This window comes from Aminobacter sp. 01T433, assembly GCF_056398585.1.
The window spans coordinates 427,479-442,639 of sequence record NZ_JBFTPR010000005.1 but is presented as its reverse complement, the minus strand read 5'-3'; the positions used below and the strand labels follow the sequence as shown (position 1 = coordinate 442,639).

The window sequence follows — 15,161 nt, the reverse complement described above, 5'->3', positions numbered from 1 at the left end:
CGCAGACATACAACCGGATCATCGCATGGCGCGGAACTCTCCTCTGAAGGCGTGGCTATCGCCGTGCCGCGGCATTGTCGCGGCGGGCCTGATGACGCTTGCCTGCGGAGCAGCTTCCTCTCAGGTGGGACCGCCGCTGCCAAACCCCGACCAGACGCGGTCCGTATACGAAAGTGTCGCGCGCGACATCGAGCTGTCGGCCGAGCGCCGCGAAAAGCTGGCGGCCGAAATCGCGCAGGTGAAGAAGGACCACGCCTCGATCACCGCGGCCCTGATCCAGTCGGCCAAGACCGAACGCAAGCTCGGCCAAGACATCGAAGACATTGCCGGCAAGCTCGAAGGGCTCAAGGAGCAGGAAGCGGGCATCCGCACCTCGCTCAACATGCGCCGCGGCGTGCTGGCCGAAGTGCTGGGCGCGCTGCAGCGCATGGGTCTCAATCCGCCGCCGGCTATCCTGGTCAAGCCGGAGGATGCGCTGTCGTCGATCCGCAGCGCGATCCTGTTGGGTGCGGTGGTGCCCGAGTTGCGCTCGGAGACCGACATATTGATGGCCGATCTCAAGGAGCTGTCGCGGGTGGTTGCCTCGATCGAGGCCGAGCGCGACCGCTTGACCACGGCGATGACGGCCCAGGCGGGCGAGAAGGCGCGACTCGATCTGCTGCTCGAAGCCAAGAGCCGTCTACGCGGCGAATCCGAGACGGCTTTGGCCGAAGAAACAAAAAAATCTGCCGAACTGGCGGCGCGGGCCGACAGTCTCAAAGAATTGATCGCAGCGCTCGACGCACAGGCGGCGAAGAAGACAGCCGATGCGGAGGCCGCGCGAGTGGCTGCAGAGGCGGCCGCCAAGGCGGCAAACGAACCTGTCGTTCCGGTGGTGCCGGAAGCCAACCAACTTATTGCTTCCGCACCGTTTTCCCTGCTGCAGGGGCAGGTGGCGCTGCCGGTCACCGGGCGCATTAAACGCCACTTTGGCGCTGCTGACGGCATAGGCGGAACCATGCTTGGGGACATGGTTGCGACACAATCGGGCGCCATCGTCACCGCTCCGGCGGATGGAAGTGTTCTTTATGCGGGGCCTTTCCGCTCCTATGGTCAACTCTTGATCCTCAATGCCGGCGACGGCTATCATGTCGTCTTGGCGGGGATGAGCAGAATCAGCGTCGCGCCGGGTCAGTCCGTACTAGCAGGCGAGCCGATCGGTGCGATGGGTGAGGCGAGGGTGGCGAGCACCTCAGCTTCGGAAAATGCGAATGCGACGCCGGAACTCTATGTCGAGTTCCGCAAGGATGGAAAACCCGTCGATCCGACCCCATGGTGGGCGGACCGCACCTCTGGAAGGACATAAATGATGCGTAAACTGTCGCTTCTGCTTGCCGGGGCGTTGATGGGAGCCTCAGCGATGAGCCTGGTGTATGGTGCACCCGGCTCAACAGCGAACGCGGCGGGCTCAGAGACCTACCGCCAGCTTGCTATCTTCGGCGATATCTTCGAACGCGTGCGGGGCCAGTATGTGACCCCGCCGGACGAGAAGTCGCTGATCGAAAACGCCATCAACGGCATGCTGACCTCGCTCGATCCGCATTCGTCATATCTCAACGCTGAAGCCGCCAAGGACATGCGCGTCCAGACCAAGGGCGAATTCGGCGGCCTCGGCATCGAGGTGACGATGGAAAACGAACTGGTCAAGGTCATCACCCCGATTGATGACACGCCCGCCGCCAAGGCCGGCGTTCTGGCCGGCGACTACATCTCCAAGATCGACGGCGAGGAAGTTCGCGGCCTGACGCTGAACGACGCGGTCGAAAAGATGCGCGGCCTGATCAACACGCCGATCAAGCTGACGATCCTGCGCCAGGGCGCCGACAAGCCGATCGAGCTTTCGATCATGCGCGACGTCATCAAGGTCAAGGCGGTCAAGTTCCGCGTCGACAACGATGTCGGCTACATGAAGATCACCTCGTTCACCGAGAAGACCTTCGATGACCTGCAAAATGCGATCGCCGAGATCAAGAAGCAGATCCCCGAAGACAAGCTCAAGGGCTACGTGCTCGACCTGCGCCTGAACCCGGGTGGCTTGCTCGACCAGGCGGTCAGTGTCTCCGACACCTTCCTTGACCGTGGCGAGATCGTTTCGACGCGTGGCCGCGACCCCAAGGACATCACCCGCTTCGACGCCCGTCCAGGCGACGACATCGACGGCAAGCCGCTGGTCGTGTTGATCAATGGCGGCTCGGCGAGTGCGTCGGAAATCGTCGCCGGTGCGCTGCAGGATCTGCGCCGCGCAACGGTGGTGGGTACGCAGTCCTTCGGCAAGGGCTCGGTGCAGACCATCATCCCGCTGGCCGAGAACGGTGCGCTCAGGCTGACGACGGCGCTCTATTACACGCCGTCGGGCAAATCGATCCAGGGCAAGGGCATCACGCCGGACATCAAGGTCGACCAGCCGCTGCCGGCCGACCTGCAGGGCCGCGACGTCACGCGTGGCGAATCCGAGCTCAAGGGCCACATCAAGGGCGTGGAAGAGAGCGACAAGGGTTCGGGTTCTGCGGCTTATGTGCCGCCGGAGCCGAAGGACGACCTGCAGCTCAACTATGCGCTTGAGCTGCTGCGCGGGCAGAAGACCGACCCGTCGTTCCCGCCCAATCCTGACAAGGCTGTGATGAACCAGCAGTAAAACCGTTCGGCGCCGGCCCATGGGGCTGGTTGCTTGATCGAGGCAATGCAAAGCTGCCGGGGCCGCAAGGTTTCGGCAGTTTGATTCGGGGTGCTGGCTGAGAGCGCGGAGTGGTGCAGATCGAAAAAGAAATCGACCGTCCGCTTGGGCAGGCTGCACGCCGCCCCGCTGGCAAGCGGTTTGCCCAGCTGCGCAAGGGACCATTGATCGCTGGCCTGTGCGCTGCGGCGGTTGTCGCTGTGTCGGCGTCGATTGCGCTTCGCCAAAAGCCGTTTCGTACGCCCGAAATCGTTGCGGTTGCAACGCCGGAGACCGTTGCTGCGCCCACTCAGCCTGCGGACAAGCCAAAGCCTGCGACAGCACCAACCGCAGGTGGCCCCGCGATCATTCGTGTCAATCCGCCGGTGGGCGAGGACGGGGTCGTTGTCATCCGCGATCCGTCCGCTGTCGGACAAAATGTGCGCATCGCCCATCTTCCTGAAAAAACGCTGATCGAAGACAGCGCGAGCGGGCCGTTGCCGATACGGTCGGCCGACGGGCGACGTCCGTTCGACGTCTATGCTCGGGCCTGGTCGGGTGCGCGGGGCGCGCGGGTGGCGATCGTCATCGGCGGGCTCGGCCTGTCGCAGACGGGAACGCAACAGGCGATCGGCAAGCTGCCGCCGGAGATCACGCTTGGCTTCGCCCCCCAGGGCAACAGCCTTGGCCGCTGGATGCAGGCCGCACGGCGCGAGGGCCATGAGATCGTCATGCAGGTGCCGCTCGAGCCGTTCGATTTTCCCAACGTCAATCCCGGGCGCAATACGCTGACGGTCGAGGCAAGTGCTGACGAAAACCTCAAGAACCTGCGCTGGACGCTGTCGCGGACGACCAACTACACCGCCGTCATGAACTATATGGGCGCGCGGTTTTCGACGAGCCCGGAGGCAATGGGCGCGATGATGGCCGAACTGGGCAAGCGCGGCATCGGCTATGTGGATGACGGTTCGTCGGCGCGCAGCCTGGCGCCCGAGCAGGCGCTGAAGAACGGCGTGCCGTTCGCCGCTGGTGATACCATCATCGATGCGGTCCAGGATCGCGGCGCGATCCTCAACAAGCTCGACGAACTGGAGCGGACCGCGCGCGCCAAGGGTTTTGCCATCGGCACCGGCAACGCATTCGACGTCACGGTGGATGCCGTGACCTCATGGGCAAGCGAGGCGCGCAAGCGCGGCATCGAGATCGTGCCGATCTCGGCTGTCGCGAGCGACCCCGAACGAGGATAGTGACTGATGTCGAAGACCAAGATTGCGCCCCAAGACCTGCCTTACCGGCCTTGCGTCGGCATCATGGTGCTGAACACCAAAGGGCTGGTCTGGGCAGGGCGGCGGATCGCGGAACCGGACAGCGAATTGTCTGATACCGACCAGCTGTGGCAGATGCCGCAAGGCGGCATCGACAAGGGCGAGGAGCCCTATCCGGCTGCCATGCGCGAGCTCTACGAGGAAACCGGCATGCGCAGCGTCACGCTGCTGGCCGAGGCGCCTGCCTGGATCAACTACGACCTGCCGCCGCATCTCTTGGGCGTCGCCTTCAAGGGCAAATATCGGGGCCAGACGCAAAAATGGTTCGCATTCCGCTTCGAGGGCGAGGAGAACGAGATCGCCATCGACCCGCCTCCCGGCGGCCATTCTGCCGAGTTCGACCGCTGGGCCTGGAAGCCGATGGTCGAGTTGCCCGAGCTGATCGTGCCGTTCAAACGCCGGGTCTATGACGAGGTCGTCGCTGCGTTCAGGCACCTGGCCGGCTAGCGCATGACCCCGGCAATCGGAACCGATTGTCGGAAAGGATCATGCGCCAATTCAAGTGTTGCAGCGTCCTTTGCGCGTCCAAGAGGAGGCGCGGCGCTGTAGCCTTGCGGCTGCTGCCCTTGACAAGCAAGGCAGGGTCGGCGACTCTTCGGCCATGTGCACCATCGCTCATATCGGCAGCTTTGCCCTATTTCGGGTCTGCCCCATCGCGGGATACTAGCCCCGGCTCGGTCGCTATGCGACTTCCGAGCCCTTGGGGCCGATTTTTTTCAACGCATGAAATCATGAGCACCGGAGCCGCGTAGCGGTTCGGGCTGAGCATTTGGGCACGTCCGTTCCACGGACGGACCGGTCGCGCGCCTTTTTGATGCGCCGGCCGGACGACAATCTATGAGGCTTCCATTGCGCCAGAACATCAAGCAGCGCCGCGAACACGAGATCGTGGTGAGCGAAAACGACTATGCCAGGCTGACCGGCTTGGCCGAATCCAGTCTCGAACGCCTGCCGGGCATTGCCGAGGAACTGCTTTCCGAAATGGAGCGGGCCAAGATCAAGCCGCTCAGCCGCATCCCGGCCAACGTGATCCGCATGGGCTCGACCGTGACGTTCCGCAGCGGCGACGGCGAGGTCAAGACGGTGACGCTTGTCTATCCAGGCAAGGCCGACATCGCCGAAGGCAAGGTCTCGATCCTGACGCCGGTGGGCGCTGCACTGATCGGCCTTCGTGAAGGCCAGTCGGTCGCCTGGACCTCGCGTGACGGCCGTCGTCTCGAACTCGAGATCATCACGGTCGAAGTGCCGCGCGAAGACGCCAATTGACGAGCGCGAGCTTCAACAGCAGCCCGATTTTCGAACCATGCCAGTGCCGGGCAAAGCCCAGCACTTGTGGAGCTATGCCATGTCCAAATGTCAGCTGACGACCAAGGATTTCGCCATCGTCAAGACGATGCTTGACCGCCTGGCCTGGTCGGGTGGCCCCCTTGTCGCCCTTTTGCGCCGCAAGCTCGCTTCGGCGCATGTCGTGTTTTCAAACGAAGCCGATGCCGACGTGGTCACGCTGAACAGCCGCGTGACTTTCAGCGTCGATGATGGTGCACCCCATACCCGGATTGTCTCGCATGGTCCGATGGACGGCATGGTCGGCCAGATCATCCCGATCACCGTGCCACGCGGCCTGGCTTTGCTCGGCCTGCGCAAAGGCCAGTCGATCGTGGTCGACTGCGGTCGAGGCTCCACCGAAACCATTTGTGTCCAAGAGATCCACTATCAGCCCGAGGCGGCGCGTCCCGGAATCACCACGCCGGCAAGCGATACCGAGACAACCGGCCGCCGCTTCCCGGTACTGGTATTCAGTTCCGATGAGCCACAATCCCTTGGCGTGCCAAGAAAAATCCGGCACACCTCCAGAAACGGCGATGACCCTGGCCCTTCGGCGGCCTGACGGGCGCCGCCTATGAGTTTGTGCGTGCCCCCTTTCGGGGTCGCGCACTTGGGGGCGCAATGAAGGTCATAGTCGTCGGCGGCGGCGTTATCGGAGTGACGACCGCCTATTATCTTGCCGAAGCAGGTCATGAGGTGGTCGTCTACGACCGCCAGAAGGGGCCGTCCCAAGAGACCAGCTATGCCAATTCGGGCGAGATTTCGTCAGGCTATGCCTCGCCAATGGCGGCACCTGGCATGCCGCTCAAGGCGCTGAAATGGCTCGCGATGAAGGATGGGCCACTTTCCTTCCGGCCGAAATTCGATCCCAAGATGTGGATGTGGCTGGCCAGAATGCTGCGCAACTGCACGGCAGAACGTTATCAGGCGAACAAGGCGCTGATGATGGCGCTCGCTGAATACAGTCGCGATATGTTGCGCGTGCTACGCGAAGGCACCGACATTTCCTACGACGAACTCAGCCATGGCACGCTGCAGCTGTTTCGCACCCAGGAGCAACTCGACGGCATCGGTTCCGACGCCTCCGTGCTCGACAAGTTCGAGGTACCCTACGAGATCCTCGATGCTTCTGGCTGTATCGCGGCCGAGCCAGGCCTTGCCGGTGCACGCCAGGACATAGTTGGCGGCCTGCGAATGCCGGATGACGAAACCGGCGACTGCCGGCTCTTCACCGAACGTCTGGTCGAACTGTGCAGCGAACGCGGCGTGATCTTCCGGTTCGGCAAGCGTGTCTACTCGCTGGAGCATTCAGGCGGGCGCCTTCATCAGGTCGTTTCGGACGATGGCATTGCCAATGCCGACGCCTTTGTGCTCGCGGCCGGCAGCTATTCCGAACGCTTCATGCGCAAGCTGCACCAGCGCGTGCCGGTGTATCCGCTCAAGGGCTATTCGCTGACCATGCCGATCGCCGATGCCGACCGCGCGCCGGTTTCCACTGTCATCGACGAAACCTACAAGGTCGCCATCACTCGGCTAGGCGACCGTATCCGGGTCGGCGGCACGATGGAGATGTCGGGTTTCGATCTGACCTTGGATGAATCGCGCCGTGCGCCGCTCGAACGGTCGCTGCGAGAGCTGTTTGCCGGTGCGGGCAACTTGCGCGACGCGCATTTCTGGTGCGGCCTGCAGCCGATGACACCTGACGGTCCGCCGATCTTGGGCAGGACGAAGTTGTCGAACCTGTTCATCAACACCGGCCACGGCATGCTCGGCTGGACCATGGCCTGCGGCTCGGGGAAAATCCTCGCCGACATGATCTCCGGCCGCGAGCCGGAGATCGACGCCAGCGGGCTTGGCCCCGATCGCTATTGGGCATGACCCGTTTAGGCAGCCTTCAGCGACCGCGGCGCTTCGGCCGACTGGTACATTGAAATCGTGTGGCCGTCAGGATCGGCGAATTCGGACGACCAGCCGCCTGGCGCATGACTCACCGGAGTGACGATGGTCACGCCCTTGCCGGCGAGTGACGAGACGACGTCGTCGATGCCACCGTCGGCGATCTCGAACACGATGATGGGGGAGTTGCCGGGCCGCGATTCCATCTCGAAGAAGATCAGGTCGACGCCGTTTGCGGTGCTTGCGATCAGCCAATCGCCTTCACCCTCGCCGCCGCCGTCCATGCGCTGGACATCCAGTCCCATGACATCGCGGTAGAAGGTCTCGGTCTTGTCGATATCCGAGACGTAGTAGCAGATGTTGCCGAGTTTGCATTTGCCGAACATTTGGTCACTCCGTGATTTCAGTTGCACGTCTGTTGAGTTGCCGTGCGACAGGGTTTTGTGAGGTGCCGATCACAAAAAGATGCCCGTCGGGGTCGTGGCTTGCGAGCAGGGCGCCAGGCTGCCTTGTCATGGCGAGCAAGGAGCGCCTGATGCTGCCGAAGGCGAGCGCGCCGGTGAGGCCAGGAATTTCCGCTACCGGATCGCCGCCAAAGGCCAGCCAGCGCTTGCGGATTTCGGCGATGCGCTGGCGAAGCGCCGGGTCGGCAAGGCGTTGCAGCCAGGCGATCTCCTGTCGCGTGTGACCAGTCAGGGCGAGAAGCGTCGTCGTACGCAGACGGGGCGGCAAGGTCGCGACAAAGCGGACAGGCACGATTTCGCGTTCAGTTGGCTCGCAACTGCCGACAGCGAATGGCGCCTCGCGCTTCCTGCGCCGTACGGCCGAACGCGCGTCGAAAGCGGCGCGCCGCCGCAGCGCGCCTTCCAGCCAACGCCGGTTCTCGATCTTCGACAGGTCGGTGCGCCCGGCTTCGACCGCCGCGACGAGGACAGTTTGCAGCAGATCCTCGGCTTCGTCGGCGCGTCGTGTCGCGCGCCGGGCCTTGCGCAACAATTCCGCGTAGGGGCGGGGCAGCAAATCGGTTTCCTCGCTTGAAACGCGTGCATGACCCCGAAAATCGGAATCGATTTTCGGAAAGGATCATGCACATTTCAAAGTGCTACAGCGTCCTTTGCGCGTCCAATTGGACGCGCGGCGCTGTAGTGTTAGCGGATGCGTGAGATTGTCGGAAGGGGTCAGATAAACAGGGCCCGTTCGCGCTCCACCGACTTGGTGATGAAGCCGGCTACCGTCTGGATGCGGCGCAGCGGGCGGACGGACTCGTGATAGACCAGCCAGTAGGCGCGGCGGATCGGCGCGATCGCGGTCACCGGCACGATTTCTGAAATGGTGCGGGCGATGAAGGTGTGCAGGATGCCGATGCCGGCGCCCGAACGCACGGCCTCTACTTGTCCGAGTGCGGATGAAATCGAAAAGGCGGATTCCCACGAAGGGCTGAACTCGGCGGCATAGTCGAGCGATGGGCTGACGACGAGATCGGGCACGTAACCAATCAGGCGATGGGCTGAAAGTTCGCTGCGCGAAGAGGGCAGGCCATGTTCTTCGGCATAGGCGCGCGAGGCGAACAGGCCGAGCGAATAATCGACGAGTTTTGCCGCCACCAGCCGGCCTTCGCTCGGCCGCTCGGTGGTGATGGCGATGTCGGCCTCGCGCCGCGACAATGAAAACGTCCTCGGAACCGGGACCAGCTGAATGCGCAGGTCGGCATGCTGTGCGGTCAGCGTGCCCAGGCGCTGCGCCAGGAAGGCAACGCCAAAGCCGTCGGGCGCCCCGATGCGTACCGTGCCCGACACCTCATCGCCTTCGCCGGAGATTTCGGCGCGGGCGGTCAGCATGTCGGCTTCCATGCGCTCGGCGACTTCGAGGAAGCGCTCGCCTGTCGGCGTTAGCTCGCTGCCGGTGGTCAGCCGCCGGAAAAGTTTGGTCTTCAACGCCTCTTCCAGTGCCGCCACGCGCCGCGAAACCGTTGCGTGATTGAGCTCAAGGCGGCGCGCCGCGCCGAGAATCTGTCCGGTGCGCGCGACAGCGAGGAAGATGCGGACGTCATCCCAGTTCATTGGCGGTTCTATCCTTTGTAAGCGCGGCGGCTCGTGCACCCTACTATGCATGAAATCGCATTCAAGCTCTCGTCGGTCGTTATTTTACGCACAACGGTTGCGTTCACGCTCGCGTTGCAAAGGCGCGCGTTAGGCGGGACAATGGGCCATCAACAAAGAATTGGGAGTGAAGCAATGGTCGACTACGGTCATTTCATCGGCGGCAAGCATGTCGCCGGCACCAGCGGACGCAAGCAGGACGTTCTGCAGCCGATGGACGGCTCGGTGCGCGCCACCGTGGCACTTGCCTCGGCGCAGGAACTGCGCGCCGCCGTCGAAAACGCCAAGGCAGCGCAGATCGGCTGGGCCGCCACCAATCCGCAGCGCCGCGTGCGCGTGCTGATGCGCTTCCTCGAACTGGTCAACAAGGAATACGACTCGCTGGCCGAGCTTCTGGCGCGCGAACACGGCAAGACCATCGCCGACGCCAAGGGCGACATCCAGCGCGGCCTTGAAGTCGTCGAAGTCTGCATCGGTGCTCCGCACATGATGAAGGGCGAGTTCACCGACGGCGCAGGTCCCGGCATCGACGTCTATTCGATGCGCCAGGCGCTTGGCGTGGTCGCTGGCATCACCCCGTTCAATTTCCCCGCGATGATCCCGCTGTGGAAGATCGCCCCTGCGATCGCTTGCGGCAACGCCTTCATCCTGAAGCCATCCGAGCGCGATCCGGGCGTGCCGATGCGTATCGCCGAACTGTTCCTCGAAGCGGGTCTGCCCGCAGGCATCCTCAACGTCGTCAATGGCGACAAGACGGTGGTCGACGCGATCCTCGACGATCCTGACATCAAGGCTGTCGGCTTCGTCGGCTCGACGCCGATCGCGCAGTACATCTACAGCCGTGGTTGCGCCAACGGTAAGCGCGTGCAGTGCTTCGGCGGTGCCAAGAACCACATGATCATCATGCCCGACGCCGACATGGATCAGACCGTCGACGCGCTGATCGGCGCCGGCTACGGCTCGGCCGGTGAGCGCTGCATGGCGATCTCGGTTGCCGTTCCCGTCGGCCACGACACGGCCGAGCGGCTGATGGAAAAGCTCATCCCGCGCGTCGAAAGCCTGAAGGTAGGCCCATCGACCGACTCCTCGGCCGATTTCGGTCCGGTTGTCACGCGTGAGGCGCTCGAGCGCATCAAGGGTTACGTCGACATCGGCGTCAAGGAAGGCGCCAAGCTCGTCGTCGACGGCCGCGGCTTCAAGATGCAGGGCTATGAAAACGGCTTCTACATGGGCGGCTGCCTGTTCGACAATGTCACCGCCGACATGCGCATCTACAAGGAAGAGATTTTTGGGCCGGTCCTGTCGGTGGTGCGTGCACCGACCTATGAGAACGCCATCAAGCTCGCCAACGACCACGAGATGGGCAATGGCGTCGCCATCTTCACCCGTGACGGCGATGCGGCTCGCGACTTCGCATCCCGCGTCCAGGTCGGCATGGTCGGTATCAACGTGCCGATCCCGGTGCCGATTGCCTACTACACCTTCGGCGGCTGGAAGGCTTCGTCCTTCGGCGACTTGAACCAGCATGGTCCGGATGCATTCCGCTTCTACACCAAGACCAAGACGGTGACCTCGCGCTGGCCGTCGGGCGTCAAGGATGGTGCCGAGTTCGTCATCCCGACGATGAACTGATCCATCTTCCGAGATTGAAAATCAGACGGGCGCCCTTGGGCGCCCGTTTTGCGTTTTTGGCACGGCCAAGCCGAACTACTTGGCGTCGAAACGCGATCTCCCCTTTGGAAGAAGCTGGGGCAGGTGGCGCCTGTTCTCCTGGGCCACACATAGCGTTTCGTGCTAAAATGGGACGTTACCTTTCCGCTCAGATGCGGCGGCAAGGAGGTGCCGAATGGCGCTGCTCGCACATCGCAGATATGGGCTGGGAGCGCTCAGCCTTACGATGCTGCTGTCGGCCACTCCAGCCTTCGCGCAGCTGTTTTGCAGCGACCATGATGCAATCATCGCAGGCCTGATGGACAATTTTCAGGAGCAACGTCTTGGTTATGGCGTCGCCAGCGATGATGCCATCATTGAAATCTACACCTCGGACAATGGCACCTGGACGGTCCTCATGACCGATGTCAGAGGGCGCAGTTGCGTGCTTGCGGCCGGCGACGGCTGGGAAGCCTCGATAGATGTCGTTCGCAAATTCGAACCCAGGCATTGATCGCCAGCATGCCGCCTAACGTGTCGCTGCTGCCTCGGCCTGGCTGCGCAGCATTGTTATCAATCGCTCCGCCTCTTGGGCAGCGCCATCCTCGTCGTGTTCGAGGATCGAGCGGATCAGCGCGACGTGATGTTCGGCTGATGCTGCAAGCCCGGTGTCGCGCTGATAGCGGAACCAGAAGCGGCGGCTGTGGGTCTGCAGTGGCGCTGCGAGACGGGCGGCGAAGTCGTTGTCGGCGGCGAGTGCGAGGGCTTCATTGACCGCCTTGTCGGCTTCGAGAAAGCCAAGCACGTCGGTAGCGATCACTGCTTTTTGCATTGCAAGAGCTGCGGCATGAAACCGGTTGGCCGCGTCGCGGGTGACGAAGCGGGCCGCCGACCGTGCCAGCACGACCTCGATGCCACGGCGCGCGTCGAGCACGCGCAGCCAATCGCCGGGATGCAGCGGCGCGATTGCCAGGCCGGCGCGCGGCCTGATCTCGATGAGCCCTTCCCATGCCAGACGCTGGATCGCCTCGCGCACCGGGGTGCGGCCGAGACCGAGCAGATCGATCAGTCCGCCTTCGGTAGCGACGCTTCCAGGGGCGAGTTCGAGGGTCACGATCAGCCGTTCAAGCTCAAGATAGGCCCGTATCGCAGCCGGTTCCAGTTTCTCAGCTTGCATGACCGAATCTCTTGAAAGCGCAATGATATATATTTGATATATCAGGCGCGACGGCGAATCGGCAACTTGATTGCTTCGTCATATATGGTTGATATATCAGTGGAGGGGTGCAGCATGTGGCCGGAGGTCGCCACCGCAATGCTCGATCTCGACGTCTCGACCTGCCTGGTCCGCAAACATCATGCTTGCGGAGGTTTTTGAAATCGGCACCAATGATCGGGTGGGGATGCGGCGCCAGTCTCTGTCGGGAGCGCGCTGCAACGCGGTCGGGGAGGGGCGTCCTGGGGAGGAGCAAGGCATGAGCGCGGCGGTCGAGGAGATCGACATCGCCATCATTGGTGCCGGCATCGTCGGCATCGCGGCGGCTGCCTATCTCGTCGATGCCGGCCGCAAGGTGACGGTCTTGGACCGTACAGGCGTCTGCGAGGAAACGAGTTCCGGCAATGCGGGTGCTTTCGCCTTCTCCGACGTGCTGCCGCTTGCTCACAAGGGCATGATGCGCAACGTGCCGAAGTGGCTGGCCGACCCGCTTGGCCCGCTCAGCATTCCGCCCGCCTATTTGCCCCAGCTCGCGCCGTGGCTCTATCGCTTCTGGCAGGCCGGGTCACCTGCCAACTACGAGGCGAGCCTCACAGCGCAAGCCGGGCTGATGAAACTCGCCGAGCAGGAATGGGCGTCGCTGATGGCACGCTCCAGTACCGGCTCGATGCTGGGCGAAGATGGGTCGCTGGAGCTCTATGAGAGCGAGGCAGAATTCAAGACCGCACTACCGAGTTGGGCGGCGCGCGACCGTTTCGGCATAGCCTACAGACATCTCGAAAAGAGCGAGCTTGCCGGCTACCAGCCCGGGCTCGCCGACCGCTTCACGCGCGGTACCTTCGTGCCCGGCTGGAAGACGGTGTCCGACCCGAAAGATCTCGGCAAGGCGATCTGGCGCTATGCCGAAACCAAAGGTGCGGTCTTCATCAAGGGCGATGTCGGTCTTGTCAGGCAGGCTGGCGACCGCATCCTGATCCAGCTCAAGCAGGGCCGCACGCTGTTTGCCCGCCAGGTGCTGATCGCAGCCGGGGCCTGGTCACATCTGCTGGCGCGCCAGCTCGGCGATGTCATCCCGCTCGAAACCGAGCGCGGCTACAACACCACGCTTCCGACCGGCGCCTTCGACGTGAAGCGTCAGCTGATCTTTTCCGGTCATGGCTTTGTCATCACTCCGCTTGCCACCGGCCTGCGTGTTGGCGGGGCGGTCGAGCTCGGCGGTCTTGCGCGTCCACCGAACTACGCCCGGTCAAAGGCGATGCTCGAAAAGGCAAGACGATACCTGCCCGGGCTCGACCCCTCGGGTGGGCGCGAATGGATGGGTTTCCGTCCGTCTCTACCCGACTCGCTGCCGGTCATCGGCGGCTCGCGCAGCCATCCCAACGTGCACTACGCCTTCGGCCACGGCCATCTCGGGCTGACCCAGGCGGCGGCGACCGGCCGGCTGGTTCGCGACCGCATGCTCGGCCAAAAGCCGGCGCTTGATCTCAGACCCTTTTCGGCCCAACGTTTCTGACGCAAGGTATCACCCATCATGGCGCGCCATTCCTCCTTCAGTATCGACGGCCACAGCTGCCGCAGCGGCACATCGGCTCCGGCAAAAAAAAGCCACCATTCCCTCAATCGGCGGGCGGGCGCGGATGATCGGATTGAACACGATCATCATCGACGACCGTGATCCGTTCGCACATGGGTTCGTAGTCAAATAGTCGTATGGCAGGGAGGTGGAACAGCCAATATGTCTAGACAATCTTAGAAGGGAGATCAGCGGTAAGACGCAAGAAACTGTTGCCGTGGGCTTATAGAGCGCTACATTCTTCGATCTTGGCGCGCAAAATCACCGGAATCGGCAAAGACATTGCGTTGAGCCAATGATAGGTTTCGCAATGGTCCAGGGCCTGGACAACATAAAAACAGAGACGGCTTCAAATGCCGTCCGGCAGGCGGCAACGGGTGTAAGAATCACGTTGCAATCCAGGCTCGAAACATTAGGACTAGGGGAAATATCAAAAAGGAATGCGCGCATTGCGCGACATTCCAGGGGAGCCGCATACATATGCAGTACTTCGTCCAGCAGATGGTCAACGGGCTGACTCTGGGGTCCATCTATGGCCTCATCGCAATCGGCTATACGATGGTCTACGGCATCATCGGCATGATCAATTTCGCCCATGGCGACATTTTCATGCTCGGGGCTTTTGTCGCGCTGATCGTGTTCCTGATCCTGAGCAGCATCTTCGTCTCGGTCAATGTCGTGCTGTTCCTGCTCGTCATGATGGTCGTGGCGATGCTGATGACCAGCCTGTACAACTGGACGATCGAAAAGGTTGCCTACCGGCCGCTGCGCGGCTCGTTCAGGCTCGCGCCGCTGATCACGGCAATCGGCATGTCGATTGCGCTGTCGAACTTCGTCCAGGTGACGCAAGGTCCGCGCAACAAGCCGATCCCGCCGATGGTCTCGACGGTCTACAATGTCGGTGGCATCTCGATCTCGCTGAAGCAGATCATCATCGTCGTCGTCACGGTGCTGCTGCTGGCGCTGTTCTGGTACCTGGTCAACAAGACCTCGCTTGGCCGCGCCCAAAGGGCGTGCGAGCAGGATCGCAAGATGGCCGCACTGCTCGGCATCGACGTCGACCGTACCATCTCCATCACCTTCATCATGGGCGCGGCCCTTGCTGCCGTCGCTGGCACGCTGTTTTTGATGTATTACGGTGTCGTTGCCTTCTCCGACGGCTTTGTTCCAGGCGTCAAAGCCTTCACCGCAGCCGTGCTTGGCGGCATCGGCTCGCTGCCGGGCGCCATGCTGGGCGGCCTGATGATCGGCTTTATCGAGAGCATGTGGTCGGCTTACTTCTCGATCGACTACAAGGATGTCGCGGCGTTCTCGATCCTCGCCATCGTGCTCATCTTCCTGCCCTCCGGCATCCTCGGCCGGCCCGAAGTCGAGAAGGTCTGAG

At 62.6% G+C, this 15,161-nt stretch carries 16 protein-coding genes; 12 read left to right on the top strand and 4 right to left on the bottom strand.

Annotated elements, in window-relative coordinates:
- The first annotated feature begins 25 nt into the window (after positions 1-25).
- The 7 genes from AC1DLV_RS11480 to AC1DLV_RS11450 all read left to right on the top strand — a co-directional run bounded on the left by AC1DLV_RS11480 (position 26) and on the right by AC1DLV_RS11450 (position 7,221).
- Entirely contained in the window at positions 26-1,345 is a 1,320-nt protein-coding gene (locus AC1DLV_RS11480; RefSeq protein WP_476800181.1) for a murein hydrolase activator EnvC family protein, read from the top strand.
- Positions 1,346-2,674 (top strand): S41 family peptidase, encoded by a 1,329-nt coding sequence (locus AC1DLV_RS11475; RefSeq protein ID WP_476800180.1) that lies wholly within the window; start codon positions 1,346-1,348, stop codon positions 2,672-2,674. It abuts the gene before it with no gap.
- A gap of 110 nt (positions 2,675-2,784) precedes the next feature.
- Positions 2,785-3,939: a divergent polysaccharide deacetylase family protein gene (locus tag AC1DLV_RS11470; protein WP_476800179.1), complete on the top strand. Its 1,155-nt coding sequence runs from the start codon at positions 2,785-2,787 to the stop codon at positions 3,937-3,939.
- A 6-nt stretch (positions 3,940-3,945) separates the two neighbouring features.
- The gene (locus tag AC1DLV_RS11465) at positions 3,946-4,464 is read left to right on the top strand and encodes an RNA pyrophosphohydrolase (RefSeq protein WP_476800178.1); all 519 of its coding nucleotides are present in this window, start codon (positions 3,946-3,948) and stop codon (positions 4,462-4,464) included.
- A gap of 390 nt (positions 4,465-4,854) precedes the next feature.
- The gene (gene rnk, locus AC1DLV_RS11460) at positions 4,855-5,283 is read left to right on the top strand and encodes a nucleoside diphosphate kinase regulator (RefSeq protein ID WP_476785448.1); all 429 of its coding nucleotides are present in this window, start codon (positions 4,855-4,857) and stop codon (positions 5,281-5,283) included.
- A 79-nt stretch (positions 5,284-5,362) separates the two neighbouring features.
- Entirely contained in the window at positions 5,363-5,905 is a 543-nt protein-coding gene (locus AC1DLV_RS11455) for a GreA/GreB family elongation factor (RefSeq protein WP_476800177.1), read from the top strand.
- Positions 5,906-5,964: 59 nt separating this feature from the next.
- The gene (locus AC1DLV_RS11450; protein WP_476800176.1) at positions 5,965-7,221 is read left to right on the top strand and encodes a D-amino acid dehydrogenase; all 1,257 of its coding nucleotides are present in this window, start codon (positions 5,965-5,967) and stop codon (positions 7,219-7,221) included.
- 5 nt (positions 7,222-7,226) lie between these two features.
- Here the strand turns inward: AC1DLV_RS11450 and AC1DLV_RS11445 are convergent, their stop codons facing one another.
- From AC1DLV_RS11445 to AC1DLV_RS11435, 3 genes are all read right to left on the bottom strand, one after another.
- Positions 7,227-7,625 carry a VOC family protein gene (locus tag AC1DLV_RS11445; protein ID WP_476800175.1) on the bottom strand — a complete coding sequence of 133 codons (399 nt, stop codon included), beginning with the start codon at positions 7,623-7,625 and terminating at the stop codon, positions 7,227-7,229.
- A 4-nt stretch (positions 7,626-7,629) separates the two neighbouring features.
- The gene (locus AC1DLV_RS11440) at positions 7,630-8,259 is read right to left on the bottom strand and encodes a transcriptional regulator (protein ID WP_476800174.1); all 630 of its coding nucleotides are present in this window, start codon (positions 8,257-8,259) and stop codon (positions 7,630-7,632) included.
- Between the two features lie 158 nt (positions 8,260-8,417).
- A complete protein-coding gene (locus tag AC1DLV_RS11435) occupies positions 8,418-9,299 on the bottom strand; it encodes a LysR family transcriptional regulator (protein WP_476800173.1) in 882 nt (293 codons plus the stop codon).
- A 174-nt stretch (positions 9,300-9,473) separates the two neighbouring features.
- Here AC1DLV_RS11435 and AC1DLV_RS11430 point away from each other — a divergent pair, with 174 nt between their 5' ends.
- Together AC1DLV_RS11430 and AC1DLV_RS11425 are read left to right on the top strand one after the other, a co-directional pair.
- Positions 9,474-10,970 (top strand): CoA-acylating methylmalonate-semialdehyde dehydrogenase, encoded by a 1,497-nt coding sequence (locus AC1DLV_RS11430; protein ID WP_476800172.1) that lies wholly within the window; start codon positions 9,474-9,476, stop codon positions 10,968-10,970.
- Between the two features lie 214 nt (positions 10,971-11,184).
- Positions 11,185-11,502, top strand: a complete 318-nt coding sequence (locus tag AC1DLV_RS11425; RefSeq protein ID WP_476800171.1) for a hypothetical protein — start codon at positions 11,185-11,187, stop codon at positions 11,500-11,502.
- 15 nt (positions 11,503-11,517) lie between these two features.
- Here AC1DLV_RS11425 and AC1DLV_RS11420 read toward each other — a convergent pair whose 3' ends face one another.
- Entirely contained in the window at positions 11,518-12,165 is a 648-nt protein-coding gene (locus AC1DLV_RS11420; protein WP_476800170.1) for a GntR family transcriptional regulator, read from the bottom strand.
- A gap of 298 nt (positions 12,166-12,463) precedes the next feature.
- Between AC1DLV_RS11420 and AC1DLV_RS11415 the strand changes: the two genes are divergently transcribed.
- From AC1DLV_RS11415 to AC1DLV_RS11405, 3 genes are all read left to right on the top strand, one after another.
- Positions 12,464-13,717 (top strand): NAD(P)/FAD-dependent oxidoreductase, encoded by a 1,254-nt coding sequence (locus tag AC1DLV_RS11415; protein ID WP_476800169.1) that lies wholly within the window; start codon positions 12,464-12,466, stop codon positions 13,715-13,717.
- Positions 13,683-13,910 (top strand): proline racemase family protein, encoded by a 228-nt coding sequence (locus AC1DLV_RS11410; protein ID WP_476800168.1) that lies wholly within the window; start codon positions 13,683-13,685, stop codon positions 13,908-13,910. Before AC1DLV_RS11415 ends, AC1DLV_RS11410 begins: the two co-directional genes overlap by 35 nt.
- 347 nt (positions 13,911-14,257) lie before the next feature.
- A complete protein-coding gene (locus AC1DLV_RS11405; protein WP_476800167.1) occupies positions 14,258-15,160 on the top strand; it encodes a branched-chain amino acid ABC transporter permease in 903 nt (300 codons plus the stop codon).
- Position 15,161 lies beyond the last annotated feature (1 nt).